General features: G+C 37.6%; 25 protein-coding genes and 1 tRNA gene. 12 read left to right on the top strand and 14 right to left on the bottom strand.

The features are described from left to right. The 3 genes from AXA65_RS20175 to AXA65_RS08880 form a co-directional block, all read left to right on the top strand. Nucleotides 1-199 (top strand): hypothetical protein (locus AXA65_RS20175; protein ID WP_228391651.1); only part of this gene is annotated, 199 nt, incomplete at its 5' end. 86 nt (nt 200-285) lie between these two features. Continuing rightward, complete coding sequence (locus tag AXA65_RS08885; RefSeq protein WP_338001553.1) at nt 286-1479, top strand: hypothetical protein; 1194 nt, start codon at nt 286-288, stop codon at nt 1477-1479. 12 nt (nt 1480-1491) lie between these two features. Beyond that, nucleotides 1492-3156, top strand: coding sequence for a RagB/SusD family nutrient uptake outer membrane protein (locus tag AXA65_RS08880; RefSeq protein WP_063969760.1), 1665 nt, complete (start codon nt 1492-1494; stop codon nt 3154-3156). A gap of 77 nt (nt 3157-3233) precedes the next feature. On the opposite strand, the gene AXA65_RS08875 is transcribed toward AXA65_RS08880, so the two are convergent. Both AXA65_RS08875 and AXA65_RS08870 read right to left on the bottom strand, forming a co-directional pair. Then, the gene (locus AXA65_RS08875) at nt 3234-4010 is read right to left on the bottom strand and encodes a GLPGLI family protein (protein WP_063969759.1); all 777 of its coding nucleotides are present in this window, start codon (nt 4008-4010) and stop codon (nt 3234-3236) included. A 48-nt stretch (nt 4011-4058) separates the two neighbouring features. Next, on the bottom strand, nt 4059-4958 hold the full coding sequence (locus AXA65_RS08870) for a pirin family protein (RefSeq protein ID WP_063969758.1): 900 nt from the start codon (nt 4956-4958) through the stop codon (nt 4059-4061). 353 nt (nt 4959-5311) lie between these two features. On the opposite strand from AXA65_RS08870, the gene rseP reads away from it, so the two are divergent. The 3 genes from rseP (at nt 5312) to dcm (ending at nt 8309) form a co-directional block, all read left to right on the top strand. After that, nucleotides 5312-6793: an RIP metalloprotease RseP gene (rseP, locus tag AXA65_RS08865; RefSeq protein ID WP_063969757.1), complete on the top strand. Its 1482-nt coding sequence runs from the start codon at nt 5312-5314 to the stop codon at nt 6791-6793. 85 nt (nt 6794-6878) lie between these two features. Continuing rightward, nucleotides 6879-6952 (top strand) — tRNA-Asn (locus tag AXA65_RS08860). A gap of 109 nt (nt 6953-7061) precedes the next feature. Next, entirely contained in the window at nt 7062-8309 is a 1248-nt protein-coding gene (dcm, locus tag AXA65_RS08855) for a DNA (cytosine-5-)-methyltransferase (RefSeq protein ID WP_063969756.1), read from the top strand. Here the strand turns inward: dcm and AXA65_RS08850 are convergent. From AXA65_RS08850 to AXA65_RS08835, 3 genes are all read right to left on the bottom strand, one after another. Then, on the bottom strand, nt 8297-8908 hold the full coding sequence (locus tag AXA65_RS08850) for a hypothetical protein (RefSeq protein ID WP_063969755.1): 612 nt from the start codon (nt 8906-8908) through the stop codon (nt 8297-8299). The two genes, dcm and AXA65_RS08850, sit on opposite strands and share 13 nt — an antisense overlap. Nucleotides 8909-8968: 60 nt before the next feature. Beyond that, nucleotides 8969-9526: a DUF3667 domain-containing protein gene (locus tag AXA65_RS08845; protein WP_086048135.1), complete on the bottom strand. Its 558-nt coding sequence runs from the start codon at nt 9524-9526 to the stop codon at nt 8969-8971. A gap of 203 nt (nt 9527-9729) precedes the next feature. After that, nucleotides 9730-10932, bottom strand: a complete 1203-nt coding sequence (locus AXA65_RS08835) for a glycosyltransferase (protein ID WP_063969752.1) — start codon at nt 10930-10932, stop codon at nt 9730-9732. Between the two features lie 259 nt (nt 10933-11191). Between AXA65_RS08835 and AXA65_RS08830 the strand changes: the two genes are divergently transcribed. Together AXA65_RS08830 and AXA65_RS08825 are read left to right on the top strand one after the other, a co-directional pair. Beyond that, complete coding sequence (locus AXA65_RS08830) at nt 11192-12232, top strand: GMP reductase (RefSeq protein WP_063969751.1); 1041 nt, start codon at nt 11192-11194, stop codon at nt 12230-12232. A gap of 13 nt (nt 12233-12245) precedes the next feature. Continuing rightward, nucleotides 12246-12986 (top strand): DUF2625 domain-containing protein, encoded by a 741-nt coding sequence (locus AXA65_RS08825; protein WP_228391650.1) that lies wholly within the window; start codon nt 12246-12248, stop codon nt 12984-12986. 34 nt (nt 12987-13020) lie between these two features. Here AXA65_RS08825 and AXA65_RS08820 read toward each other — a convergent pair whose 3' ends face one another. From AXA65_RS08820 to AXA65_RS08780, 9 genes are all read right to left on the bottom strand, one after another. Next, entirely contained in the window at nt 13021-13593 is a 573-nt protein-coding gene (locus AXA65_RS08820) for a nucleosidase (protein ID WP_063969750.1), read from the bottom strand. A gap of 1 nt (nt 13594) precedes the next feature. Continuing rightward, nucleotides 13595-14188: a lactate utilization protein C gene (locus tag AXA65_RS08815; protein ID WP_063969749.1), complete on the bottom strand. Its 594-nt coding sequence runs from the start codon at nt 14186-14188 to the stop codon at nt 13595-13597. Next, entirely contained in the window at nt 14181-15566 is a 1386-nt protein-coding gene (locus AXA65_RS08810; RefSeq protein WP_063969748.1) for a lactate utilization protein B, read from the bottom strand. Before AXA65_RS08810 ends, AXA65_RS08815 begins: the two co-directional genes overlap by 8 nt. 11 nt (nt 15567-15577) lie before the next feature. Beyond that, nucleotides 15578-16327: a (Fe-S)-binding protein gene (locus AXA65_RS08805; RefSeq protein ID WP_063969747.1), complete on the bottom strand. Its 750-nt coding sequence runs from the start codon at nt 16325-16327 to the stop codon at nt 15578-15580. A gap of 178 nt (nt 16328-16505) precedes the next feature. Continuing rightward, nucleotides 16506-17249: a 3-oxoacyl-[acyl-carrier-protein] reductase gene (fabG, locus tag AXA65_RS08800; protein ID WP_063969746.1), complete on the bottom strand. Its 744-nt coding sequence runs from the start codon at nt 17247-17249 to the stop codon at nt 16506-16508. A gap of 130 nt (nt 17250-17379) precedes the next feature. After that, nucleotides 17380-18018: an HdeD family acid-resistance protein gene (locus tag AXA65_RS08795; RefSeq protein WP_063969745.1), complete on the bottom strand. Its 639-nt coding sequence runs from the start codon at nt 18016-18018 to the stop codon at nt 17380-17382. Between the two features lie 23 nt (nt 18019-18041). Continuing rightward, on the bottom strand, nt 18042-18713 hold the full coding sequence (gene rsmI, locus AXA65_RS08790; RefSeq protein WP_063969744.1) for a 16S rRNA (cytidine(1402)-2'-O)-methyltransferase: 672 nt from the start codon (nt 18711-18713) through the stop codon (nt 18042-18044). A 150-nt stretch (nt 18714-18863) separates the two neighbouring features. Then, nucleotides 18864-19331 (bottom strand): IS200/IS605 family transposase, encoded by a 468-nt coding sequence (gene tnpA / locus AXA65_RS08785; protein ID WP_063969743.1) that lies wholly within the window; start codon nt 19329-19331, stop codon nt 18864-18866. A 140-nt stretch (nt 19332-19471) separates the two neighbouring features. Next, nucleotides 19472-20836: a hypothetical protein gene (locus AXA65_RS08780; protein WP_063969742.1), complete on the bottom strand. Its 1365-nt coding sequence runs from the start codon at nt 20834-20836 to the stop codon at nt 19472-19474. Nucleotides 20837-21108: 272 nt separating this feature from the next. On the opposite strand from AXA65_RS08780, the gene AXA65_RS08775 reads away from it, so the two are divergent. The 4 genes from AXA65_RS08775 to ybeY are packed head-to-tail and all read left to right on the top strand — an operon-like array spanning nt 21109 to nt 26738. Continuing rightward, a complete protein-coding gene (locus AXA65_RS08775) occupies nt 21109-21696 on the top strand; it encodes a thymidine kinase (RefSeq protein ID WP_063969741.1) in 588 nt (195 codons plus the stop codon). An 18-nt stretch (nt 21697-21714) separates the two neighbouring features. Next, nucleotides 21715-24159: a bifunctional UDP-N-acetylmuramoyl-tripeptide:D-alanyl-D-alanine ligase/alanine racemase gene (locus tag AXA65_RS08770; RefSeq protein WP_063969740.1), complete on the top strand. Its 2445-nt coding sequence runs from the start codon at nt 21715-21717 to the stop codon at nt 24157-24159. A gap of 5 nt (nt 24160-24164) precedes the next feature. Next, nucleotides 24165-26318: a patatin-like phospholipase family protein gene (locus AXA65_RS08765; protein ID WP_063969768.1), complete on the top strand. Its 2154-nt coding sequence runs from the start codon at nt 24165-24167 to the stop codon at nt 26316-26318. Nucleotides 26319-26321: 3 nt separating this feature from the next. Next, nucleotides 26322-26738 carry an rRNA maturation RNase YbeY gene (gene ybeY, locus AXA65_RS08760; protein ID WP_063969739.1) on the top strand — a complete coding sequence of 139 codons (417 nt, stop codon included), beginning with the start codon at nt 26322-26324 and terminating at the stop codon, nt 26736-26738. Nucleotides 26739-26795 lie beyond the last annotated feature (57 nt).

The raw sequence follows: 26795 nt of genomic DNA, 5'->3' as shown, positions 1-26795 counted from the left end.
TTATAATGCACTACGGGTGTTCTATAATGAGGATATGGCTTCATATTCTTATGCTTATGGTCAGCCGTTTGACACAGGTATTTATAATCTAGGATCAGGAACACAGACCAGTTTTCAAGTAAGGTCTGCGATTCCAAAGTACTCATTGAACTCTTTTGCGCACGTCTTAACTATGCTTACAAAGGTAAATATCTTGTAACAGCTTCCACAAGATATGACGGTGCTTCTGTACTATCTGTAGGAAACCAATGGGAAAGTTTCCCATCTCTAGCACTTGCTTGGAGATTGAGTAAAGAATCTTTTCTGGACGATAGTCGCGTAGTGTCTGATTTAAAATTAAGAGCCAGTATCGGTTACACAGGAAATAACAATGTTGCGCCTTACACCACAAAAACATTGTTAGATCAGCAAACATTCTATGCCAATGGCGGAACAGTTGTTTCTGGTATGCAGTCTAAGGATCTAGCCAACAGCAACCTTACTTGGGAAAAGACAAGGGAGTTAAACTTTGGTTTGGACTTCGGATTCTTGAGAAACAGAATCACCGGTACGGTGGACGTGTATGACAGACTTTCAAAAGATTTAATTTATCAGCAACAGTTACCAGCTGAGACAGGATGGAGATATACCTATTCCAACGTTGGATCTGTAAGTAACAAAGGTGTTGAGGTACTATTGACGACTAAAAATGTACAAAGTGAAAAAATAACTTGGGAAACCACTTTCACTTTTACTAAGAATGTGAATGAACTTGTTTCTATCTATGGTCAGGACAAGGTAAGTGATATCGGTAACAATTTGATTTTGGGAAGCAGTTTAAATCCAAATTTCAACTATGTCTATGATGGTGTTTGGCAAGAAAACGAGGCAGCTCAGGCAGCAACTTACGGTCAAAAACCGGGTATGGCAAGACCAAAAGACATTAATGGTGATGGGAAATTTGATGCTAATGATAGAACCCTTATTGGAAGTTCCGTACCAAAATGGCAGGGAAGTTTCTACTCCAGATTGACTTTTGGAAATTTTGATTTCAACTTCTCCGTAATTACAAGTCAAGGACAGACCGTATTAAGTACATTCCACAGAAACTTTGCGGACGTAACGGACAGAGGAAGACAGAAGATTGCAATGGATTACTTTATTCCTACAAACGGCACCGGAATAGAAGCTAATACTAACAATGAAAATCCTAGGCCAGGTGCCGTAGCAACAGGTGCGGGAGCTTTCTGGGCGTCAGGAATGGCATTCTATAGAGATGCATCTTTCGTAAAAGTTAAAAACATATCATTGGGTTACACCTTCAACTCAGATCTTTTAAGTAAGCTAAAGATCAACGGACTAAGAATCTACGTGAACGTTTTGGATCCTTTCGTATTTACAAAATTCGATGGGTACGATCCGGAATGGGCTTCTGCTAATTTTGGTGTAAACAGACCAGCTTCTGTTACGACGCAGTTTGGTTTAAGTGCTAAATTTTAAAAAATAAATCTCATGAAAAAATCAATATTTATATTAGGTATCGTTGCAGTATTATTCAGTTCGTGCAATGATTTTATAGAAGAAGAAAGCAAGTCGTTTGTTGAGGCCGACGAAACATATAAAACAGCATCGGGTTTCCAATTACTTGTAAATACAAATTATGCTTGGCTGAAAGGAATTTATGGTGGTGACCCTTGGTTGTTCGTAGCTGGTACAGATATGTACGCAGAAGGCAGGACAGCAGAACCCGCAGGACTCAGTCAGTATTCACAGCTCATACCATCTGCGGAAGGAGTTGATCAACTCTATACATCTTGTTATCAATTGATACAGTCTGTAAACAAAACTGTTTACTTTTCTACAGTTACAGAACAAAATGCGAACGTTCCTATTATGGTCGGAGAAGCTAGGTTTCTAAGAGCAAATGCATATTTCTTATTGGTACAGACTTATGGCGGTGTTCCTATCGTTACAGAAAACTTTACCTTGCCTGTTTTGCAGTTTGACAGAAATACAGATGAAGAAGTCTATGATTTTATCATTTCAGAACTGGAATCTTCCCTTGCAAGTGTTGGAACATCTTCTTATAGTAGTTCCGGAAAAGTAAATAAGAAAGCGGTAAATGACTTATTAGCCAAAGTATATTTGACACGTGGATACGAAACTTTTGGTAAACCAACAGATTTTGCCACTGCAGCTGCTTATGCAGACGCTGCCATTGCCGGTCAGTCACTAACTATTCCATATGGACAGCTTTTCACGCCAACAACTGATTTAAATGCGGAAACTATTTTCTCCGTTCAATATGATCCGGCATCTACAGCTACATCTCCTACAACTTTAGGTAATAAACAATTCTACTACTTTAGTTCTTATCTTGGTGGTTCCGAATCTGGAGCACCACTAAGAAGCTACAATCTTTGTCCTACAGACTATGCACTAGGTCTTTTTGAGAAAGGTGATGCCCGTTGGAATGCGACATTTATGACAGAAATTTTAGAATTAAAGCAAGGTGACAAAATAACACTATACTATCCTTATTATAGAAATCCTGGAGATGCAAATCTAAAGGTTAGACATTTTTATGCACCCAAATGGTTTACTGCAACAGATAAGACGGAATGGATGACAGCCAATGCTGGAAGATTATCAAACACATTTGTATATCATGATTGGGGAACTTATGGTGCTGCTTATACATTAATAAAAAATATAGACGCTCAGACAATTCCTGTGAAAAAATTTGATGACCCTAATCCTTCCACACCTTCTTCCACAGGTCCTGTAAGTACAAGAGACATCATTACCGCAAGACTTGGAGAGACGTATCTGGTTGCCGCAGAAGCTTACCTAAAAGCAGGCGACGCTGGCACAGGACTTCAAAGGTTGAATGTTGTAAGAGCTAGAGCTGGAGTCGCAGATGCAACAGCTGCAGAGTTCAACATCGATTATATCTTGGACGAGAGAGGCAGGGAAATGTTAGGAGAATACACAAGATGGTTCGACCTGAAGAGAACAGGAAAACTTGTTGAGCGTACTGTACTCCACAATTACAGGATCACAAGTGCATCCAACTTCAATGGGAACAATGGACAACAGAAAATCTTAAGACCAATACCACAAATCGTTATTGACCTTAATCAAAACAAAAACTTCCCACAGAATCCAGCATATTAATATTACGACATATCAAATTTTTTCAAAAAGAAAAGACCGGAGCATTTCCGGTCTTTTCCTATTTCTGATAATTAGCTTTAGTTGATCTCGATTGGATTATTATAACGTGCGATCTGTTTCAACGTCCAAGCTTCTTCTTCCTTTAGTTTCTTCATCAGTACCGCATCTTTTTTATCGAACATTTGCATCAGCTGTCCCATGGGATCGCGGCTATATTCCTGCTGGCGTTTTAAGAAAGCTTTTTTTGTAATTTTTTTTGATGACATTCCTTGTTCTTCAAGATAATTGAGTTTGTTGGTTTCAATGTCCTGATCCAGTGTTTTATTACCTTCTAATATCCAAGAGAAGTTGCCTTCAGAATCTTCCAGTTTTATGATCAAGCCAGGCAAACCTGAAAATTTATATGGTCCATCTTGAATCGGGATTTCTGGAGTGAACCAAGCTGTCCAAATTCTTCCTCCAAAACCTGTTGTTGCTTTTTGCGTATTGTAAATTCCGATTTTTTCTTTATTTGATATGATTTTCCATCTCAGGTCTGGATTTTCTTCATAGTTGTAATTTTCCGAAACTCCAACAATATCTTTATAAGTTAGATTTCCTGATTTAAATTTAATAATTCTAAAACCAAGATGTGGAGGATTTGCAAATTTTGACATATCGAAACCCAAACCCAATTCTTTTTGTTTCCTGATATTGGCGGCTAACAATGAGTCATACTGCAACTGCTTGTAAGGCAGAAAAAGTGACTCGTCCTTTGCAACATCCAGAATCATCATTTCCTTTTCTGTTCTTAAAGAATCTCTATTAGGCTTGTAAGTCAATTCGTAATAAAACCGATGAACTTGCGCATTCATTGAAATTATAATTAATAAAGAGGTTATAGTTAAAAGTTTTTTCATCCCTTATTTCAATTTAAGATTCTTATTCTGCGGCGGAAGCGGAACGTAGCCATCGTCATTGATGACTTTTGGGAACTCGTGGTTTTCCCATTTGGTTTTGGCTTCCTCGATCTTTTCTTTTTCTGAGGAAACAAAATTCCAGTAGATATGTCTTGGTTCTGGAAATGGTTCGCCACCGAAAATGTATACCGTAGAATTCGGCTTCAAAGTGAAATGACACAGTTTTGCATCTTTCGCGATCAGGATGTGTTTCGGATTGTAGAGATTCCCTTCACTCTCGATGTTTCCTTCCAAAATGTAAAGTGACGATTCCCCGAAAAGATAATCTCCCAAAACGATTTCCTTATCTTCCACAGAAGTATTTTTGACCTCCAGGAAATACAATGGCGAATAAGTCGGAACTGGCGATTTGCGTCTCAAAATTTCTCCAGCGATCAACTTATATTCCACCTCATTGTCTTTCCATTGTGGAATATCTTCTTTGTTGATGTGAAAAAACTCTGGTTCCATATCTTCCAAATCCTTTGGCAAGGCGACCCAGATCTGCAAACCATGAAGATTTTTGTCTGTAGTTCTAAGATATTCTGGTGTTCTCTCGGAGTGTGCAACACCTTTTCCAGCGGTCATCCAGTTTACAGCTCCTTCCTTGATCTCAATTTCTGTTCCGATGGAATCTCTGTGCATAATACTTCCTTCGAACAAGAAAGTCAATGTTGAAAGTCCGATGTGAGGATGCGGCGGTACATCCAGATTTTCGTAATCTTTGAGTGCTGCAGGACCCATATGGTCTATGAAAACAAATGGTCCAACACTTCTCTTCTGAGAAAACGGCAGCAATCTCCCAACCAAAAAGTTTCCGATGTCTGCTGCTCTTTCCTCGATGATCATTTGAATATTTGACATAATTTCTTTTTTAATTTAAGATTTAAAATTACTGAATAATAATTAATACCCACATACTAATTATCCACTGCATCTCTCGCAGCCCGACCTGAGTGGAGCTCTTTTTTGTCGTTGCGACTCTAGAAAAGTTCAACTAATGGCCACACATCATCGCAATGACAAAAAAAGCGGGAACGGAGGGCGGAAATAGCTGCCATAAAAAATAAAAACTAGCTATTCGACGAATGTCAAAAACTGCCCAAATAAAAATCAATGATTTAAAGTAAAAAATGACTTTATGACCAGTATTTTACATTGGTATACTTTCTGACTAATTGATTACCTTTGACAACTTATAATTTTAAAACATATTAATGGAATTAGCATTAAAGATATTTCAGTTTATCCTGAGCATTTCTATCCTTGTAACACTACACGAAATCGGGCACTTCCTGCCAGCGAAATGGTTCAAAACCAAAGTAGACAAATTCTTTTTATTCTTTGACCCGTATTTTTCCATTTTCGCCATGAAAAAGATCAATGGAAAATGGCAATATAGATTCTTTTCTAAAAACGACCCTACTGAAGTAGAAGTTGAAATAGACGGCAAAAAAGTCCTTCAGCCAATCGATGTTTCGACTCTTCCGGATTCGGACTGGAGAAAGCACGAAGGTGTGAAGTACGGCATCGGATGGTTGCCCTTCGGAGGTTATGTGAAAATCGCCGGAATGGTGGACGAAAGTATGGACACCGAACAATTGAAGAAACCAGCGCAACCTTGGGAGTTCCGCGCAAAACCGGCTTGGCAACGTTTGATCATCATGCTTGGCGGTGTAACGGTGAATTTCTTTTTGGCTTGGTTGATTTTCGGTTCGTTATCTTATTTCTACGGCGAAGAGAATTATGATACCAAAAGATTGGGTGGCACAATGTACTACTCTGAGCCTTCATTGAAAATGGGTTTTGAAAACGGCGATAAGATTTTGAAAGTTGATGGTAAATCGCAAAAGGATTTTGATAAATTATCTTTGGATGTTTTGCTGAGTGACAACATCACTGTTCTTAGAAACGGAAAAGAAGTGACATTTCCGACAAGCGACGAAGGAAAAGCATTGGTCTTGCAGGCAGACGTTCCAAAAGCTTTCTTGATGCCGAGAATTGCGCCAACTGTGGACACCATTATTCAGAAACCAACGCTGGATGCAGGTCTTAAAATTGGTGATAAAGTTGTGAGCATCGATAATCAAAAAATCGAGTACTATGATGAGTTAGCGCCGATCGTTTCCAAAAAAGCAGGTTCAAATGTTGACTTTGTTGTTGAGCGTGGACAGACTTTGGTTCCATTGTCAATTCCTGTAGATAAAGAAGGGAAAATTGGAGTTTCCTCTTACAAAGCCTACAAAAAAATGATGACTTTGAATCATTTTACATTTGGAGAGTCAATTGGAAGAGGTTACACAAGAACGATTGAGAGTTTGACTTATCAAGTGAAGCAATTCAAATTGATCTTTAATAAAACCATCAAAGGCTACAAAAAAGTAGGTGGACCAATTGCAATCGTTAACAATATGCACGTGGACAAAACCAAAGATGGCGACCTTTCTATCAATTGGCAACAGTTTTGGTCTTTTACGGCTAAGTTTTCGATCTGGTTGGCATTCCTTAATTTGATTCCGATTCCGGGATTAGACGGCGGTCATGTGTTGTTTACATTATGGGAGATCATCACAAGAAAACCAGTGCCGCAGAAGATTTTGGAAAATGCACAAATGGTAGGCGTAATTTTCTTATTAGGACTAATGGCGTTAATATTTGGAAATGACATAGTTAAGCTGATAGTGCAAGCTATAGGCTAAAAAAATTAAAAAAAGTTTCAAAAAAAGTTTTGGAGTTTTTAAAAAAGTTTCTATATTTGCACACGCTTAAAGCAAAAAGAAACATTCCTCTTTAGCTCAGTTGGTTAGAGCATCTGACTGTTAATCAGAGGGTCGCTGGTTCGAGCCCAGCAAGAGGAGCAAAACCATCACAGAAATGTGATGGTTTTCTGTTTTTATAGGGTTTTCTAAAAAAATTATCCTATTTTAGGTTGGTTTTATTTTTACCATATTTTTATTTTTGTGTACAATGAAAAAATTAAAAGTAATCGAACTTTTTGCCGGCGTTGGCGGTTTCAGAATAGGTTTACAGAATAGCAACAAAGCGTCTTCGAAAGAAAATTTCGAGATTGTCTGGAGCAACCAGTGGGAACCTTCTACCAAAACCCAGCACGCTTCTTTGGTCTACGAATCCAAATTCAGTAAAAATGGACATTCCAATGAAAATATAGCTCTGGTTCCGTCTGATCAGATTCCAGAGCATGATATGCTGGTAGGAGGTTTTCCTTGCCAGGATTATTCTGTGGCTACCACTTTGAAAAACTCAAAAGGATTACAGGGAAAAAAAGGCGTTCTTTGGTGGGAGATCTACAGGATCTTGGAATCGAGAAAAGACAAACCAAAATTCCTATTCTTAGAGAACGTTGATCGTCTATTAAAATCACCAACGACACAACGAGGAAGGGATTTCGCGATCATGCTGAAATGTTTGTCAGATCTAGGCTACGCTGTAGAATGGAGAGTGATCAATGCGGCGGACTACGGAATGCCACAAAAAAGAAGAAGAACTTTTATTCTAAGTTACTTGAAAGATTCTGAGATCTATAATTCATTGATAAAAACAACTGAAAGTGATTGGCTTCTGGACGAGGGTGTTTTTGCAAAGACCTTTGAAGTCGGTCAGGTTTCCGACCTTAAAACTTTTGACCTTGATCAAAGTGTAGAGGAAATATCGGAGTCATTCAACAAAGAAAAAGGAGATTCGCCTTTCCAAAATTCCGGAATGATCCTGAACGGAAAAGTCACAACAATGAAAACCACGCCAAATTACGAAGGAAAAAGAACTTTACTAAAAGATATTCTGATTCCTGTGGATGAAATTCCAGAAGAATATTTCATCGACGAAAGCGACCTTGACAAATGGAACTATCTGAAAGGCGCGAAAAAAGAAGTGCGACAATCTACAAGCGGTTTTTCTTATAATTACGGTGAAGGCGCAATGATCTTCCCAGATAATCTAGAAAGTCCTTCCAGAACGATCATCACAGGCGAAGGTGGAAAATCAGCTTCCAGATTCAAACATGTTGTGAGAACGAGCAAAGGTCTCAGAAGGTTGACACCTATCGAATTGGAAAGATTGAACATGTTTCCAGATAATCACACCTTGTTGGAAGGCGTAAGCGACGTTAAACGGGCTTTTTTCATGGGAAACGCTTTGGTTGTAGGTGTTATTGAAAAAGTGGGCGAAACCTTATTGACATTTGGTCAAAGAGGATAGATCTTCTTCGCAACACCGATCTTGATCAGCCATTTGAGATATATCTTAAGGTTCAAAGGCTTCTCATCTTTTTGAATAGAATAATATAAGCATCCCTCTTCCCTTTCTTTTAGACTTCGAAGCGGGATATTTTGTTTCTGATCAGAATGTCTGATCTGTCCATCCAGGTCACTCAAAATGTCCCAACCCAAACCAATATTCTCAAGATACTTCCTAAGTTTTCTAACATCAACGCTTGTTATCGAGCAGTTTTTAAAACCGCCTTCGATACTTTCGGTTTTGATAAAAATACCGGTGATCAAAAAATAATGATCCGTGATCTTGTTTTTATCGAATAGCCAGCCTTTCCGCCATTTTCCATTTTTCAAGTAACTTAACTCGAAAGTGAAAGTTGGTAAACAATGACCGAGATAGTCTAGCTGCGCCTTTTCATCAATATAATATTCTTTTCCACTGTGGATCACGATCAGGTCCACACCTTTATTTTGAAGTTCAGATTCAGCAATTCTGGTGAAATTCAGATTTAATTTCTCATAGATCTCATCCAAAAATTGACCTAATAAATGTTCTTTATTGAGGTCTTGATCAAATGTTGACATCGAATTGTGTTTCGAATAAAGATACTATTTTTTCTGATGCTATCCTCCTGATCGAATATTTTAAAAGTAAGGTGCTATCAACATAATTATAAAAATGACCAAAAACATGAGCATCAAAAGAATCAGATGACTGATGAAAGACCTTAGAATGACAGCACCTGGTTTCATAGTATCAAAGAACTGAATATTGGTCCAGAAATTAAGTCCAATATCGATCAAATAAATAACGAGAATAATGGTTTCTACATCCAGAGACTGTTTGACAAGAAAAATAAAAGGTAGAAAAATGATCTGAACGATCAAGCGCTGAGCTGCTTTGAAAATGTTCAGGACCAGATATTCTACAAAATTATAGCCTTTCCCGTAAAAACAAACCGCTGTTCCCACCGTGTACAGAGGAATGGAGGCCAACGTGACCCAGCCAAAATGGGATAGGAACCATTCGTCCAGGTTGACGGATTTGTCGGTCTCGATTCCGTCTTTCGCAGATTCGACAGAAATATTGAACAAATTAATATCGAGCAAGTGGCAAACCAGAATGTAAAATCCCGCCAATATCAGGATGTAAGACAGCGGTTTGATATGATTCACCCGTTTCCCATCCAGATATTCTCTGATAAGCGTGTCCGGGTCTTATGAACAGCTGTTTGCTGGTATATAACAGTCCTGCATCGATATGGAAAAGACTGTGTGTCAACTGATGCTTTAGATCATGATAATTAATTCTATTTGTATCAGCTGTTTGCCCACAATTGTTACAGAATTTTCCTTCAAAACGATGACCACAATTTTTACAAGTTTGCATAATTTTCAGTTTTGGTTTATTTCTTATTCTTCTCCTCGATCCAGCGACTCATATATTTTGTCGAATTCAACTGATGGTGTTGCAGTATTTTCCCAAGATAATTTTCGGTTCTGTAATTGTCCAGATTTTCCATTAATTCTGAAACTTTATTAATGAAAAAATCAGCAAACAAATCCTTCTTATAAACAGAATCTAAAATCCTATAACCATTTTCCTGAGCCTTATTCCAAAGATTTTCATTTTGATAAAGGTCAACCGCTTTCTCCACAAAAGCCTCATCAGAATCTTCTATAAATCCATTCCAAGGCAAATCTTTGTGCATCGCTTCTGCACCGATTGTACTTGTCACATTGGGCAAACCAAACTTCATACTTTCCCAAAGTTTCCCTTTCAATCCAGCTCCGAAAGGAATTGGCGCAAGAAGAACTTTAGCTTGATTAAAAATCTCTTTTACAGAATCCGCTCTTCCTTTCACCAAAAATCCGTCTTTCTCATTATGAAGTTCCAAAACTTTCTGACTCGTGTAAGCGCCATAAATATGAAGTTCCGCTTCCGGAAGTTTTTTCTTAATTGATTTCCAAATCTGTTTCAAGTTCAGAACCGTTTGCCAATTCGGTTCGTGCAGGAAATTTCCAATGCTCACGAAATGTTTTCTCTCTTCAAATGGAATTTTGCTTTTCTCAAAATGATCTGTCAGAAAAGGAATATAAAACAGCAGATCTGGATTGATTTTAAACTCATCAACCAACAAATCATATTCAAACTCCGAAATGATCAAGGACAGATCACAACGTAGAATCGATGCAATTTCCCGCACAAAAACATCATTAATGAAATCTGCTTTCTCAACAATTCTCTTTTCAACAAAAGCTTTTCTTCTCGCTTCTCTCAGAAAATGTAAATCTTCCGTATCAATGATTTTCACAGCATTTGGACAGTTATCAAAAACGCGCCAACCGAATTGTTCCTCAGTCACATAACGGTCAAAAAGAACAACATCGGGATTGAGATTTCTAATTTTCTCATCAAAACTCTCATTATTGATCTCGATCTTCTGAATCTCGATCTTTTCAGAAAATTCGATGTTGTTGGAAGCGGTGAGGAAAGTGATCTTATAATCAGCTTCAGAAAAAACATGGATCAATTGCATCATCCGATGTCCAGCTGCAGTAGAAGCCGGCTCAGGAATCACGAGACCAATAATGACGAGATGTTTCATGTGAAACAAAAATAGAGATTTATTATCAAAACCGAATTCCAGAAATTTTTATTTGGGCAGCTTTATCCGTCTTCCACTCCCAAATCTAACAAAGTGGTTCGACGTAGTCAATCTTTTTGCCTCAGCTTTACCAGCCACAAAAAAGCATTTCCGCTCAAGCCGGGCTGCAGATTCGGTATAAAAACCACGTTTAGTTTTAAATCAAATTTTCAACCTAAAACATCCCTCTTTTCATAAAAAATTATATTAATTTTGAGGTATGCGAATAGAAAACGAAATCAAGTTGGGGTTCAAAGATGTGATGTTTCGCCCGAAACGTTCCACACTCAAATCCCGCAGCGAAGTTACGATAGAAAGAGAATTCACTTTTCTGCACACTCAGAAAAAATGGAGCGGCGTTCCATTGATTGCAGCCAATATGGACACAGTCGGAACGTTCGAAATGGCAGAAGCCTTATCCAAAGAAAAAATAATCACAGCCATTCACAAGCATTATTCAGTCGAAGAATGGAACCAATTCTTAGACGGAAAATCTGAAGAATTCTATCAATATATTGCGCTCAGCACCGGAACCGGGAAAGCAGACGAAGAGAAAATAAAAACCATTTTGGACACCGATCCGAAGATCCAGTTTCTTTGTATCGATGTTGCCAATGGCTATTCCGAACATTTTGTAGAGTTTGTGAAAAAAGCACGTCAAAACTTCCCTGATAAAATCATTATGGCTGGCAATGTTGTAACTGGCGAAATGGTAGAAGAACTGATTTTGGCTGGCGCTGATATCATCAAAGTTGGAATTGGTCCTGGTTCGGTTTGTACGACTCGTGTAAAAACAGGTGTTGGTTATCCACAACTTTCCGCCATCATCGAATGTGCTGATGCAGCACACGGATTAGGTGGACAAATCATTGGCGACGGTGGTTGTAAAGTTCCAGGAGACGTAGCAAAAGCCTTTGGTGGCGGTTCAGATTTCGTCATGCTCGGCGGAATGTTTGCCGGACACGACGAAAGTGGCGGCGAAATCGTGGAAGAAAATGGAAAAACTTTCAGATTATTTTACGGAATGAGTTCTCAAACTGCGATGGATAAACATTCCGGCGGCGTTGCAGAATATCGTGCATCCGAAGGCAAAACAGTAAAAGTTGCCTACAAAGGTCCAGTTTCTGACACTGTGAAAGATATTCTTGGAGGCGTTCGTTCGACTTGTACTTATGTTGGTGCATCCAAATTGAAAGAACTTTCTAAGAGAACAACTTTTATTAGAGTTCAGGAGCAGGAGAATCAGGTTTTTAACGGATAATATTTGATTTTCTATGGATAGAAATCTAATAATCATCATACTTTCTTTTTTATCACTTAACATCATTGCACAAAGTAAAATGCGAAAGGTTGACGAACTTATAAATAAGACAGATCCAGGCTGGCCAATTGTGGAAGAAATGATAAAGTCGGCCAAGAATAAGATTGAAGTTTTACCGATAGATCCTTCTAAAGCTGAGGATGTATTGTTTAAAACACAAGTCACCACACGCTCTCCGATGGGTGCCATTGTTTACACGACTGGTGGAATCTTGGTAGACGATGGCTGGATAAGAATTTTGGGTTCAGGAAACGCAAAACTTACAAGAACACTTCCAGATTGGAACAAAGGAAAATCATTCAAAGAATTCGGAGAAGTTCCTCCTTTTTTGCTGGTTGCGGATGATGCGATTGGCGGCTTTTTTATTCTGAATGGTGGTGGTCTTGGCGAAGATTTGGGGAAAATCTATTATTTTGCACCCGATAATTTGGAATATGAACCTTTAGACATTACTTACACAGAGTTTTTAAATTTTTGCTTTAATAATGATTTAGACCAATTTTATAAAGATAATCGATGGAAAAACTGGCAAAAGGAAGTTTCGGAATTGGACGGAAATATAGTTTACAATTTCTATCCTTATTTGTGGACAAAAGAAGGTAAAGACATTAATAAAAATTCTCGAAAAGCAATTTCAGTTGAAGAGCAATATAATTTGAACATCGATTTTAGAAAACAATTAGGTTTACAATAAAACAAAACCAGCCATAATTTGGCTGGTTTTCTCTTTAAAGTTCATCAAGTCCTCTTCTCAATGCAATCGAAGCTTTTTTCACTTCTATTGTCCAATCATCAGCTGCGTTTCCGTCAGCACCGTCAGAAATATATTTTAGACATAGAAAATCGATTTCTTCCTGCTCCGCCACTTTCGCAAGAGCAAATGCTTCCATATCTATCACATTGTACTCGCGATTAATATGCTCTATTTCAAACTGGTCGCCAGAACCGCAAATTCCGTTTGGGAGATTTTCTATTTTTAATCCATATTCCAAAAGAATTGGTTCATCAGAAAATGGCGTCTCAAATTTCTTAAAACCCAATGCTCTTACATCCATATCCCGCTGGATAAAACGGTTGCAGTTAACAATAGTTCCTCTGTCAAAAACTGTACTTCCTGCTGTTCCCAAATTGATTATGAGATCTGGCTTAGATTTTTGAATGGCTTTTACAAGATGATAAGTCGCTTTAATTTTTCCTACACCAACAAACAATTTATTAAAACTCTCAAATTCTTTTCCGGCTTCTGATTCCAGAGCAAAAACCAAAAGGATGTTGCTGTAAAGCTTTCCGTTAATTGTCATTTTAGGGCACAGGTTTTTTCAGAAAGAACAAAGTCAATGTCCGTGCGCCCTGTGCACCGTGTACCAAAACGGCGCTGATGTCCGCTGTTGCAGATGGCCCCATCACAAAACAGCCATAATGTGAGTGTGGAAAATCTACTCTTTTGTAGGCGGTATGCATATTTTCGGTCAAATCTTCAGGATCCAGCAAAACAGCGAGGTGTTGAGATAAATAACCTAATGAATTGGTAACCAGAGATTTTTCGGTGACCCAGACCATTCCCATCTCCGCCACACCAAACTCTGCACGGAAAATACCCAAATCCACATCATTAAGATCCGCGGGCTTTTGCACGTGTATATCTTTATTCCCTCTCCATTCAGGCGTTGCAGAGCAAGTGACCTTAGCATCAGGAAGCTTTTTTCGCATAATTTCCTGCGCTTCTTCTACCGATGCGACATCATAAAAATCGACGGCAGCAATTTTGGCGTTAATTTCAAAAACAGCTTTAAGATCTGTCCCTGGCTTTTTATAATCCGGGATGGCGGGATAATCCACTTTTTCGCGGTTAGCAAGATTGGTTCTTACCGAACTCAGTAATTCTTCTTTAGTCATTGTTTTTTCGGTTTTTTTTGTACCAGTCTCTGAAGGTTTCTTTTTTCACGTCAGGCAATTCACGGTCTTCTACCCAAGGATCCAACGTGCTATTTTCCAATAGAGATTTTGGGAGAATATTCAGCATATTGTAAGTGGTCTTTTCCATCATTTTAAAAGAAGTTGCACTGCCTAGCAATCTGTCGGCAGCAGCAAATGCCAGCCTTCTGCCAAAAGGTGTTTTCTTTTTCTCCATCATCACTTTTCGCCACTCGATAATCTGGTCCGAAATATTAATATGAACGGGGCAGATCTCTGTACAGGAGCCGCAAAGCGATGAATGGAAAGGTAATTCTGAATAGGTGTCTTCATCAAAAGTAGGATCCAGAATAATCCCAATCGGGCCGGAATAAGTAGCACCATAAGACAATCCGCCACTCCTTCTGTACACCGGGCAGGTATTCATACAGGCACCACAACGGATACATTTGAGAGAATGCCAGAATTTGTCCATAGACAATCGTTTGCTCCTACCATTATCTGTGAGTACGATATGCATCTCAGATCCTTCTCTTGGGCCTGAAAAATGAGAAGTATACTGCGTTGCCGGCGTCCCTAAAGCACTGCGGGAAAGTAGTCTGATAAAAACACCCAGATCTTCTACCTTCGGCAGGATCTTTTCTATACCAATACTCGCAATATGAAGCGGTGGAATGCTTGCAGTAAGATCGGCATTACCTTCATTAGTACATACTACAAAAGTACCGGTTTCGGCAACGGCAAAATTGGCGCCTGTCATCCCGGCATCTGCCACCAAAAATTTGGGTCGGGCATTGTTCCTCATTGCTTCTGCGAGAGAATGCGGATCATCATCGTTGGGATCCGTACCAATTTTATCTGCAAATAGTTTGGCAATATCTTCCGTCGTTTTTTGGATGGCAGGCATTACAATATGACTTGGGCGCTCGTCCGATAGTTGCTGGATTCGCTCACCCAGATCAGTCTCCAGGACATCAATTCCTCTTTCTTCAAGAAAAGGCGTCATCCCGCATTCTTCCTGCAGCATCGATTTGCTTTTGATGATGCGCTTTGCGCCGTGAGAATTCAAAATATCAAAAACAATAGCATTATGTTCATCGGCATCTTTTGCAAAATGAACTGTGATACCGTTTTCCTCGGCTTTTGTTGCAAACTGATTTATGTAGTGATCTAAATGCGTCAGCGCATGTTCCTTGATTTGCGAAGCCAGATTCCTAAGCTCTTCCCATTCCGGGATCTCAGAGGATACTTTACCACGCTTGATAATTGTATTGTAAAGATTTTTATCGTGTTGCGCCTCGTGAACATCATCCTGTTTGATGAATTTTCTCGCATTATCTTCTACGTTTATTTTTCCCATTGTTTGTCTTTTTAGAATGGTCCGTTATTCAAAACCTGAGCAATATGTACAAATTTGAGGTCTGACTTTTCTCTTTTGGCAATGCCTTCCTGATGCATCAGGCAAGACATATCCGGCGAAACTACATACTCGACCTGATGTCTTGTATAATCAGCAACTTTGTCCTGCCCCATCTTGGCACTCACTGCTTCATCGGTTACACAAAACGTCCCACCAAAGCCACAACATTCTTGTGGCCTGTCAATCGTTTCTACTTTAACTCCTGACACCTTCTTTAACAGATCTTCGGTTTTATTAAAGTAAGGTTCCTGCCACTCAAAACGGGATGCAATGTGTAAGCCGCGGATAGAACTGCAGGAATTATGGATAGCCACCGTATGCTGGAAATCTGCCCAAGGGAATTCTTCTATCTTGAGAACATCGTGTAAAAACTCTACTAATTCTATGGTTTTGTGACGGATTTCTGTAACAGTTTCGGTTTGAGGAATTGCATCCATATGGAGCTTGACGTGCTTGACACAACTCCCTGCCGGCCCAACGATATAATCAAAATTCAAATCCTTAAAATTTTCACAAAACTGAGTTTCTGTCCTAATAGAATGTTTCTGATCGCCCTCATTGGCCATAGGCTGTCCACAACAAGTCTGCTGCAAAGGTACTGTGACCTCTATGCCCAATCGCTCCAAAAGCTCAAGTGTGGCAATACCGACTTTGGGGTAAATCAGATCTATATAACAGGGGATAAAGAGTGCTACTTTCATTAAAAAATTTATAGAAACTCTAAATTAGCACTATTTCTTCTTTTCCTGATTAGGCTTAGGATGAAAAAAGCCTATACGAGAGGTTATTTATATTGAGTAAAAATAATTTACCTGGCATTAAGACAATAAAAAAGACTTTTGAAATCAAAAGTCTTTTTTCACTGAATATTAAATTCAATTATGTCAGCATTCCGCCGTCAACATTCAGAACCTGGCCGGTGATGTAGGAAGACATATTACTTGCTAAGAAAACGCAGGCATTAGCCACGTCTTCCGGCTGTCCACCCCGTTTCAACGGAATCCCGTCTCTCCAACTTTGAACTGTTTTTTCGTCTAATGCAGCCGTCATTTCAGTTTCGATGAAACCTGGTGCGATGGCGTTGCAACGGATATTTCTTGAACCTAATTCCAAAGCGATGGATTTTGTGAACCCAATCACGCCTGCCTTAGAAGCGGCATAATTCGCTTGTCCAGCATTTCCTTTCACGCCAACCACGGAAGTCATATTGATGATAGACCCGGATTTTGCTTTCATCATTGGTTTGATAACGGCTTTCGTCAGGTTGAAAACTGAGTCCAAGTTCACTTTGATAATGGTGTCCCAATCGTCTTTTGACATTCTCATCAACAGATTGTCACGTGTGATTCCAGCGTTGTTTACCAAGATGTCAATCGCTCCGAATTCTGCTAAAACATCTTCTACCAATTTCTGCGCAGCATCATAATCTGACGCATCGGATTGATAACCTTTGATTTGAGTGGTTTTGCTCAATTCAGTTTCCAATTCTTTGGCTTTCTCAACAGAACCGGCATATGTGAACGCAATCCTCGCCCCTTCTTTGGCAAAAACTTCAGCAATACCTTTCCCGATACCTCTTGTTGCGCCTGTAATGATGGCAACTTTACCTTGTAATAATCCCATTTGAAATGTTAGATAAATTAATTTTTAAAAGACAAATATATGAAATCGCCATGATTTGGAAACCAATCACCCATGAAGAGGCGATTGTACATGGCTTCAGAAAAAATATAAATATGCCTATGAAAAAGTTTTATTTATTAAGTTCATTATGATATTCATTTTTAAGTGATTCAATTTTGTCTTTCAACTCTTTGCTGATTTTGTTTGGATAGTTTTTCAGTTTTTTGAGATTGAATGCAAGAATTATTGCAGAGATACCTGAAAAAATAAATGCCACAGCTGTTATAACAACCAGAGAAATTCCGGCTAAAACAGGATTAAGAATAAGAATAACAGACCCGATAAGGCCAAGAAAACTGATCAGCGCCAGATTCCCCCACTGCAAAACGCCATAGCTTTTGAGATCAAAGGCAAAACCAATCCCCTGTACAGAACGGAACATCAATGAAAATCCAACAAAATAGGGCAAAGCAACAAATGCCACCTGCGGCTGAAAAAATAATATAATCCCTACAAAAAGATCCAGCAAAGCACCTACCAGATACCAGCCCCAATTGTCCAGATTATCCTTGTTTTGTATTGCAAACACAAGTTCCATAATCCCGAAAACCAAAAATGACGCACTGAAAAACAGCACCAGAGACAGGTAAGTGGCTAGTGGAATGCTAAACATGTACAATCCCATAATCACCAGTAAAATACCTACAATTAAAGGTAAATACCAATGCTTAACTGTGTTTTTGATAGTTTTAAAAAATGTTGTTCCCATAATAATATGTTTTTGAAATTAAATTAAGAATTATTCACCACCAGGACAATTTCACCTTTTAAAGTTTTGCTTTTGGAAAAATCAATTAACTCATTGATTGTCCCGCGTTTGGTTTCCTCAAATTTTTTGGAAATCTCTCTGCTCAAGCTCACTTTTGTTTCAGCACCGAAGAATTCTTTGATCTGTTCCAAAGTTGTGTTGATTTTATGTGGACTTTCATAGAGAATGATGGTTTTTTTCTCTTCTGCCAGTTGTTTCAGTTTGGTTTGCCGTCCCTTTTTTTGAGGAAGGAAGCCTGCGAAGTAGAAATCATGATTGGGTAATCCAGAAACTACAAGAGCCGGAACAAAAGCTGTTGCGCCAGGCAGACAAATCATTTCCACATTTTTATCTGCACAAGCTTTCGCCAAGAGATAACCTGGGTCTGAAATTCCTGGTGTTCCTGCGTCTGTTATGATTGCAATCGTTTGACCATTTTCCAAATCGTTAATGACTTTTTCTGTCATATTGTGCTCGTTGTGTAAATGATAGGACTTCAAAGGTTTTGAAATCTCGTAATGCTTCAGGAGAAATCCCGAAGTCCTGGTGTCCTCGCACAAAATATAATCTACTTCTTTCAGCACTTTTACCGCACGGAAGGTCATATCTTCCAGATTCCCGATTGGAGTTGGTACGAAATATAAAATTCCACTCATTTTTTCTTTTTTTTGGTTGGAATGATTTCCAACCTTGTAATTTTTCTTTTCGTTGGAATAAATTCCATCGCTAAAATATCGGTCGTTCCTAAAGGAATTTTTTTTGAGTCAAAGTCGCAGAGCGACGACCTATTTACCAAACCTAAGATTTTAATCTTGGGTTAAATCCTCAAACAAATAATTCTCATCATAATCAACTTCAAATTTTTTCAACAATTGAAGATATTCTTCTTTGAAAGTTTGATTTTTATGATGTTCTTTTTGATTTTCAATGTATTTATAAACCTTATCTACCGAAGATTGGTTATAGCTAAAACCTCCAAAGCCTCTTTGCCATTCGAAACGTTCTTCCAAAAACCCGTTCTCATTAATCCATTTTGAAGACTTTGCCTTTACACTTTTCATCACATCAGAAAGAGAAAGCGTACTTTTCAAAGTGAAAAAGCAATGGACGTGGTCTTCTACTCCATTTACGATGATGGTTTTACAACCAGTTTCGTTTATCAAATTTCCGATAACAGCAAACAACTTTTTTCGGAAACTCTCCTTAATCAAAGAGTTTCTATACTTTACAGCAAAAACTGCTTGCACATAAAGTTTAACATAAGTGTTTGACATATTCTTATCTTTTTTTGGTTGGAATGAATTCCAACCTTAAGATATCGGTCGTTCCTAACGGAACTTTTCTTTAAGCAAAGTCGCAGAGCGACGACCAACTTCCCAACCTAAGATTTTAATCTTAGGAATTCACAGCTAGCTTACAAAAACCGATTCTCCACCAAAGTCCACAATCTCTGCGCGTAACTATCCACTTTTTTCCAATCTCTTTCGTAATAGATATCACTCAAAAACTCCTGAGCTTTATCAAGCGAAGTGAAAGAATTAAGAATCGTAACTACTTGATTCAATTCACTTTGACTACCATCAAAAAGATGCTGTGAAAAAGCAATTCGGTCGTTCAAATCGAGTTTGAACTCTGGTTTTGGTTTTGGTGCCTCCATATATTCTGTTGGCACATTATTTTTCAAAAGGCTTCCTGAGTCTTTTTTTGGCTGATGCTGTTCAATCTCTTCCAAATGGTCATCATCGAAAAGTGATTTGGCCACTTTCAAACCTTTGATATTCGCCAACTTGAATTTCTTATCCTGATGCTCGTCTTGCACTTCATAATCTTGTCTTGGCTTTTCCTGAGGAACCGTATTTTTAGAAAGCTCTACAATTTTTCTGCGGTTCTCTTCCAATTCTTTTAGTTTAGCTTCTTTCTCGGCAAGTCTTTCTTGGTAATCATCTTCTTTCGGCGCTTGAACTTCTTCCCTGTTCATCGCAAAAGAAAACTGGCTGTCTTGCATTGGTTCCAATTTCTGAGAACTGTCTTGCAATAGATTTTCTTCGATTTCAGAAACAAATTCATTTCCTTTAATTTCAATTTTTTCCTCAACTTGATTTTCCTCTGAATCTATCTCTGCAAAATTAGAAACTTCCGTAATTGGTTCAGTTTCTAAAATTTGATTTTCTTGAGAGTGAATTTCTTCCTCAATTTGATCTTCATCAGAATCTATTTCAGCGAAGTTTGAAACTTCTTCTACCAATTCATTTTCCTCAGAATCAATTTCTGAAAAACTGGAAACTTCCTCTACCCATTCATCTTCCAAAACTGAAAGTTCTTCACTAAGAATTTCATCCTCAACTTCATTTTGTTCTGATTCGATATCTACATAACTAGAAACTTCCTCAATTACATTTTCCTGAGAATGTTCCTGCTCATCTATTTCTTTAAATGAATGAACTTCCTCAACTTCCGGAACATCATCGAAAATATCGTGAACTTCAGTTTCCTCAACAATGATTTCTGCTACTTTGTTTTTATCATCAAATTCCTCAACAGAAATCAAGTCAGAATCAATGTTTGTTTCTTGATTTTCAATAACTTCTAAAGCTTGATCTGTAGTAGACGAAAAACCAAATTGATTAGAAATCTTAAGGAAAGAGAATTTTTGATAAAGCTGATTCAATTGATTTTCTTTGGTTAAAAGATTTTCATAGGAATCGGAATCAGCCAATTCTGCCAAAAGAATCTTGATTTCACCGAAAATTTCTTCGTATGGATGTTGCAAGTTTTGCATAATAAATCTTATTAATTTTTACTTAAATTTGATGTTTATAAATTTAAGAACAATTTTGTTCTGTAAAAGGTTTTGCTACAATTATTTTATTTGAATGAATGTTGTAAAATTTTTAACGCAAAGTCGCTTATTATTTATAATTAATGCGCTTTAAGTCACAAAAGTTTGATAAACCTACTGTCCATTTGCGACTTACAAAGTGTTTAGAAAAATTAATTTTTGCCTTTGCGTTAGGAACAAAAATTTTAAAATAATTTTTTGCTAAATTAATAATGTTTTTAGAAAATACAATCAATCATTCCAAACAAAGTGGTTGGATGGAGGTTATTTGTGGCTCGATGTTTTCCGGCAAAACGGAGGAACTCATCAGGAGGCTTCGCCGTGCAGAAATGGCTGGTCAAATTGTGGAAATTTTCAAACCGAAAATCGACACCAGATATTCTGACGAGGATGTGGTTTCTCACAACCAAAATAAAATCAGAAGTACAGCTGTGGAAAGTCCTTCCGAAATACTTTTGCTTGGTTCCAATTGTCACGTGGTGGCGATTGACGAAGCCCAGTTTTTTGACGAAAGCATTGTTGATGTCGCTAATCAATTGGCAAACAATGGAATAAGAGTCGTAATTGCTGGATTAGATATGGATTTTCTTGGACGACCTTTCGGGCCGATGCCCAATCTGATGGCAACCGCCGAATATGTGACAAAGGTTCACGCGATTTGCCGACGAACAGGGAATTTAGCCAATTATTCTATGAGAACTTCCGCGGGACAAGACCTTGTGGAACTCGGCGAAACCGAAGCTTATGATGCAGTCAGCAGACGTGTTTTTGTAGAAGAAGTTATTGAAAAAAATAAATAGTTTATTATTTGTCAATCAATGAATTACACCATCAAAGAAATTGCAGACATCACCAATTCCGAAGTCATCGGAAACGGCGAAATCAAAATCAAAAATATTGCTTTTGATAGTAGAACGATCTATTCGACGAAGCATACTGCATTTATTGCCATCAACACCAAAAAAAATTCGGGCCAAAAATATATTGATTCAGTTATCGATAAAGGAATTGATACGATTATCACAGAAAATAAAATTGAAAATCCCTCTATTAATCAAATTATTACAGAAAATTCTGTACAGTTTTTACAGACTTTAGCTAAATATCATTTTGAACATTCTGACATTAACTCGATTGGAATTACAGGAAGTAACGGAAAAACGATTTTAAAAGAATGGCTCTATCAATGTCTTTCTAATGAATTTGTGACTGTGAAAAGTCCCAAGAGTTTTAATTCTCAAATCGGTTTGCCTCTATCTTTACTTCAAATCGATAAAAAGCACGAGTTGGGAATCTTCGAAGTTGGAATTTCCAAGCCTGATGAAATGCAAAATCAAGAGCATATCTTCCATCCAAAAATTGGTTTGTTGACGCACATTGGTTCCGCACATTCAGCGAATTTCAGTTCTGAAGAAGAGTTGATCAATGAAAAATTAAAGCTGTTCAAGAATTCAGAAATTATATTTTATAATGCTGATAACTTATTGACATATAAAACAATAAATCAATTATACTCAAGTAAAAAAGTAGTATCATACGGATTAGAAATTAGTAATGACATTCACATTATTTCTGATGTGAATAACAGAACTCAGGATATTCAAATCAAGTACTTTGATGAAATTATCACGCTCCCGATTTTCCAAAGAGACGAAGCAACTTTGACAAATGTCCTTGCATTAATTGGAATTCTGAAAGAACTCAAAATTTCAAATTCTGACATCAAAGAAAAAATTGATGCATTGAAAGCGATTGAAATGCGTCTGGAAAGTATTGAGGGAACTAGGAATAATCTGATAATCAACGATTCTTATAATTTGGATTTGGATTCTTTAAAGATTGCTTTTCAGTTTATCGGCGAATACAACAAACCGAAGAAATCTTTGATTCTGACTGATATTTTGGATTCCAATGAGAATTCACAAGAACTTTATTCAGAAGTGGCAGAGTTAGTAAATGAGCAGAAATTTGATAAAGTTTTCCTAATTGGGGATGAAATCAGCAATTTCCACGAAGTATTTACATCTGAAACTTATACTTTTAATAATACAAATCAATTCATTGATAGCAAAGTGATTAATGAAATTGAAAATCAAGTTATTCTCTTGAAAGGTGCAAGAAAATTCGAGATTGAAAAAATCAAAGAAATTCTTGAACTGAGGAAGCACGATACCGTTCTGGAGATTAATTTGAATGCAATTCTTCATAACATCAATTTCCATAAATCATTACTTAAACCAGAGACCAAAATGATGGCAATGGTAAAAGCAAATGCTTATGGATTAGGAAGTTATGAAATTTCAGAGTTTCTTCAGCATCATCATATTGATTATCTTGGTGTTGCGTTTGTAGACGAAGGTGTTGAATTGAGAAAAAAAGGAATCACAACGCCAATCATCGTGATGAATCCTGAACAACACAGTTATGATGCTGTAATTGAGTATAATTTAGAACCAGAAATTTACAGTTTGCGTGTTCTGGAATTATTCAATGATCAATTAATAAGATCCGGAAATCAGCAGAAATATCCAATACACATCAAATTGGAAACAGGAATGCATCGGCTTGGTTTTAAAGATTTTGAATTGGACGAATTAACTGAAAAGTTGAATACAATGAATGTAAAAGTTCAAAGTATTTTCAGCCATTTGTCTTCGTCCGACGTTCCTGAAGAGAAAGAATTTACATTAAATCAAATTGAAACTTTTGAGAAAAATTCGAGTTATTTGATCAATCAACTTGGTTACAAACCTTTGCGCCATATTTTAAATTCAGCAGGAATAACCAATTATTCTGATTATCAATACGATATGGTAAGAATAGGCATCGGAATGATTGGAGAAACTTCGAATAGATCGATCAAAAGCCAACTTCAAAATTCGGTAAGTTTTAAAACCGTGGTTTCCCAAATTTCTGAGGTAAAAACTGGAGAATCTGTTGGTTACAGCAGAAAATACAAAGCTGAGCATGATACAAAAATCGCCACAATTCCCGTTGGTTATGCAGATGGAATTCCACGATTAGTGGGAAATAAGGTCGGGAATGTCGGCATCAATAAAAAACTATGTCCGATTGTCGGCAATGTCTGTATGGATATGATGATGATAAATGTGGAAAATGTCAACGTAAAAGAAGGCGATCCTGTTGTGATCTTTAATTCAAATCCTACCCTTGAAGAATTTTCAAAATATTGTCAAACAATTACTTACGAAGTTTTAACCTCGATTTCGCCGAGAGTTAAAAGAATTTATATAAAAAATTAAAAATGATGAAGAAACTCTTTTATCTGTTAATTTTTCTAGCTTATCTGACGGCTTATTCTCAGGTAAAGGAAAATCTTGTCATCCCAAAAAATCCAAGAATCGGACTTTCTCTTTCCGGCGGTGGAGCGAAAGGTTTTACACACGTTGGTGTTCTTAAAGTTTTGGATTCGCTCGGCGTTAAAATCGATTACATTTCTGGAACTAGTATGGGCGCAATTGTCGGCGGTTTGTATGCATCAGGCTACACAGGAAAAGACATCGAGAAAATCGTGATGGATACAGATTTCTACTCATTGATTACTGATCCAAAAACCAGGCAGGAAACCAGTTTTTTCAACAAAAGTGTAGACAAATATCTTTTAACAATTCCACTTAAAAATGGTAAGGTTTCTTTCCCATCGTCCATCAGCACAGGTCAAAGGAATATCTATCTGCTCAAGGAATTGATGAAAAATGTCTCGAATATCGATGATTTCTCAAAACTTCCGATTCCTTTTCTTTGTGTTGCTACAAATATAGAAAGTGGCGAGATGAAAGTATTTGAAAAAGGTGATTTGGTTTCTTCAATATTGGCCAGTTCGGCTTTTCCATCGCTTTTGGAGCCTGTAAAAATTGGTGATAGTATCTATGTAGATGGCGCAATGAGCGTCAATTACCCATCAAAACCGTTGAAAGATAAAGGGATTGATATTGTGATCGGCGTGGACTTGAACCAACCACTGACAAAGCGTGATAATCTGAATAGCGTTATTTCAATCCTAAATCAAGTCATCGATTTTGGTATTCAGAAAGAAACCAAAAATCAGTACAAATATACTGATATCAACATAAAACCTGACCTTACGGGAATCACAGCCACGAGCTACGACAACAAACGTCAAATCCTCGACAGCGGTTATGTAGAAGCTTTGAAATACTCAGATATTTTGAAAGAATTACCAAAAAGAAACTTCGAGAGGGTTAGGTCGTCCATCAATCCCATTTTCTCCAGTGTGTACAAAATAGACAGTCTAGTCGTGGAGAACGCAAAAATCTACAGGTCCAACTACATTCGTGGAAAAATGGGGCTAAAAATCCCTTCTATGCAGACTTATGGTAGTGTGAACAAGATGCTGGATAAACTTTATGCGACCAACAATTATAAATTCATCATCTACGACATCATTCAGGAAAATAATACCAATTATCTCAAATTGTATGTAACCGAAGATGACACTAGGCATTTCTTTAAAATAGGATTGCATTACGACGAGATTTTCAAGACTGGATTGCTATTGAATTATTCGGCGAAAAGGCTGTTATTCCAAAACTCAAATTTATCGCTGGATGTTGTCGTGGGTGATAGTCCTAGATATTATTTTAATTATTTCGTAGACAACGGCTATATTCCTGGTGTCGGGATATATTCCTCAGCTATGAGCTTTGACTTGAAGAATGCTGACAACAACACCTTAGAGTCTTGGAAATGGTTCCGAAACGAGCTTTATATACAATCCGTTTGGAAAGACAAATTCGCAATGGGTGGGGGACTCAGTTACGATTACTTCGAAAGCGATAAAAATGGCGCCGATAAACAGAACGCTAAATTTATGAATCCCTATATCTTCCTGAAAAGTGATACTCAAAATGACAAAGATTTTCCGACAAAAGGATTTTATTTCAACGCTGAAGGAAAGATCATCGACTTGTTTAGCGACGAAATTGATAAAAAGCCATTACTCGTGAAAGCAGACATTAAGATGAATTTTTACATTTCAAAGATGTTCACTTACCGACTCAATTTGTATGGAGGTATCACGATCGGGGAAAATCTACCTTCATTTTACCAATACCGAATCGGTGGCATTTTCGAACAGAATATCGTCAATTTCAAAAGATTTGCAGGCTTCCAATTTGGACTCCTTAATGACAATAATATATTTATGGCCTCCAACGATTTCCAACTGAGATTTGGTAAAAACTACTTTTTGGTAGGAAACTTCAGTTTTGCCAACCTTTTCGATTCTATAAAATTCGAAGATGCAGTCAAACTTAACTACAGCTCTATTGGTTTAACGGCAGGATACAAATCACCATTCGGTCAAATCAAACTTAACGTGAGCAAATCTCTTAACAATCACAAAGCCATTTTCAGTGTCATCTTAGGACATTGGTTTTAAAATATGATAAATTACTTTTTCGAAAACATCGACAAAAAAAACATCGATTCCAACATTTCCATTTGGCTGGAAGATTTAATTCTTTCCGAGAACAAAAAACCCGGCGACATCAATTATATCTTTTGCGATGACGAGTATCTGCTCAAGGTCAATCAGGATTATCTTGCTCACGACTATTACACAGACATCATCACTTTTGACTACGTGAAGGGAAAAACCATCTCAGGAGATATTTTCGTATCTTTGCCGCGCATTTTGGACAACGCTTCTACCCTATCGCAGGATTTCGAATCAGAATTCAGAAGAGTTTTGGCTCACGGTTTACTTCATCTTTGCGGATATAAGGACAAAACCGTGGAAGAAGAATCCACAATGCGACAAAAAGAAGATTTCTATATCAACCGGTATTTGAATTTTTAGGAGCTATTTCCCGCTTTCCACTGCAATCTTTTTGCAAGTCCTTGGCTTTTCCCATCG

Source organism: Chryseobacterium sp. FP211-J200 (assembly GCF_001643375.1).
Lineage (GTDB): Bacteria > Bacteroidota > Bacteroidia > Flavobacteriales > Weeksellaceae > Epilithonimonas > Epilithonimonas ginsengisoli.
Note: the sequence above shows the minus strand (reverse complement) of the source record. Positions and strands in the feature narration are given on the sequence as shown.

Excerpts from the sequence above, each read along its gene's own strand:
- AXA65_RS08765 (WP_063969768.1), top strand. The coding sequence starts at position 24,165 with ATGAAGAAACTCTTTTATCTGTTAATTTTTCTAGCTTATCTGACGGCT.
- AXA65_RS08850 (WP_063969755.1), bottom strand. The coding sequence starts at position 8,908 with ATGTCAACATTTGATCAAGACCTCAATAAAGAACATTTATTAGGTCAA.
- AXA65_RS08770 (WP_063969740.1), top strand. The coding sequence starts at position 21,715 with ATGAATTACACCATCAAAGAAATTGCAGACATCACCAATTCCGAAGTC.
- dcm (WP_063969756.1), top strand. The coding sequence starts at position 7,062 with ATGAAAAAATTAAAAGTAATCGAACTTTTTGCCGGCGTTGGCGGTTTC.
- AXA65_RS08880 (WP_063969760.1), top strand. The coding sequence starts at position 1,492 with ATGAAAAAATCAATATTTATATTAGGTATCGTTGCAGTATTATTCAGT.
- AXA65_RS08810 (WP_063969748.1), bottom strand. The coding sequence starts at position 15,566 with ATGGGAAAAATAAACGTAGAAGATAATGCGAGAAAATTCATCAAACAG.
- AXA65_RS08825 (WP_228391650.1), top strand. The coding sequence starts at position 12,246 with ATGGATAGAAATCTAATAATCATCATACTTTCTTTTTTATCACTTAAC.
- rseP (WP_063969757.1), top strand. The coding sequence starts at position 5,312 with ATGGAATTAGCATTAAAGATATTTCAGTTTATCCTGAGCATTTCTATC.
- AXA65_RS08875 (WP_063969759.1), bottom strand. The coding sequence starts at position 4,010 with ATGAATGCGCAAGTTCATCGGTTTTATTACGAATTGACTTACAAGCCT.
- AXA65_RS08795 (WP_063969745.1), bottom strand. The coding sequence starts at position 18,018 with ATGGGAACAACATTTTTTAAAACTATCAAAAACACAGTTAAGCATTGG.
- rsmI (WP_063969744.1), bottom strand. The coding sequence starts at position 18,713 with ATGAGTGGAATTTTATATTTCGTACCAACTCCAATCGGGAATCTGGAA.
- AXA65_RS08830 (WP_063969751.1), top strand. The coding sequence starts at position 11,192 with ATGCGAATAGAAAACGAAATCAAGTTGGGGTTCAAAGATGTGATGTTT.
- ybeY (WP_063969739.1), top strand. The coding sequence starts at position 26,322 with ATGATAAATTACTTTTTCGAAAACATCGACAAAAAAAACATCGATTCC.
- AXA65_RS08805 (WP_063969747.1), bottom strand. The coding sequence starts at position 16,327 with ATGAAAGTAGCACTCTTTATCCCCTGTTATATAGATCTGATTTACCCC.
- AXA65_RS08820 (WP_063969750.1), bottom strand. The coding sequence starts at position 13,593 with ATGACAATTAACGGAAAGCTTTACAGCAACATCCTTTTGGTTTTTGCT.
- AXA65_RS08870 (WP_063969758.1), bottom strand. The coding sequence starts at position 4,958 with ATGTCAAATATTCAAATGATCATCGAGGAAAGAGCAGCAGACATCGGA.
- AXA65_RS08815 (WP_063969749.1), bottom strand. The coding sequence starts at position 14,188 with ATGACTAAAGAAGAATTACTGAGTTCGGTAAGAACCAATCTTGCTAAC.
- AXA65_RS08780 (WP_063969742.1), bottom strand. The coding sequence starts at position 20,836 with ATGCAAAACTTGCAACATCCATACGAAGAAATTTTCGGTGAAATCAAG.
- AXA65_RS08775 (WP_063969741.1), top strand. The coding sequence starts at position 21,109 with ATGTTTTTAGAAAATACAATCAATCATTCCAAACAAAGTGGTTGGATG.
- AXA65_RS08835 (WP_063969752.1), bottom strand. The coding sequence starts at position 10,932 with ATGAAACATCTCGTCATTATTGGTCTCGTGATTCCTGAGCCGGCTTCT.
- tnpA (WP_063969743.1), bottom strand. The coding sequence starts at position 19,331 with ATGTCAAACACTTATGTTAAACTTTATGTGCAAGCAGTTTTTGCTGTA.
- fabG (WP_063969746.1), bottom strand. The coding sequence starts at position 17,249 with ATGGGATTATTACAAGGTAAAGTTGCCATCATTACAGGCGCAACAAGA.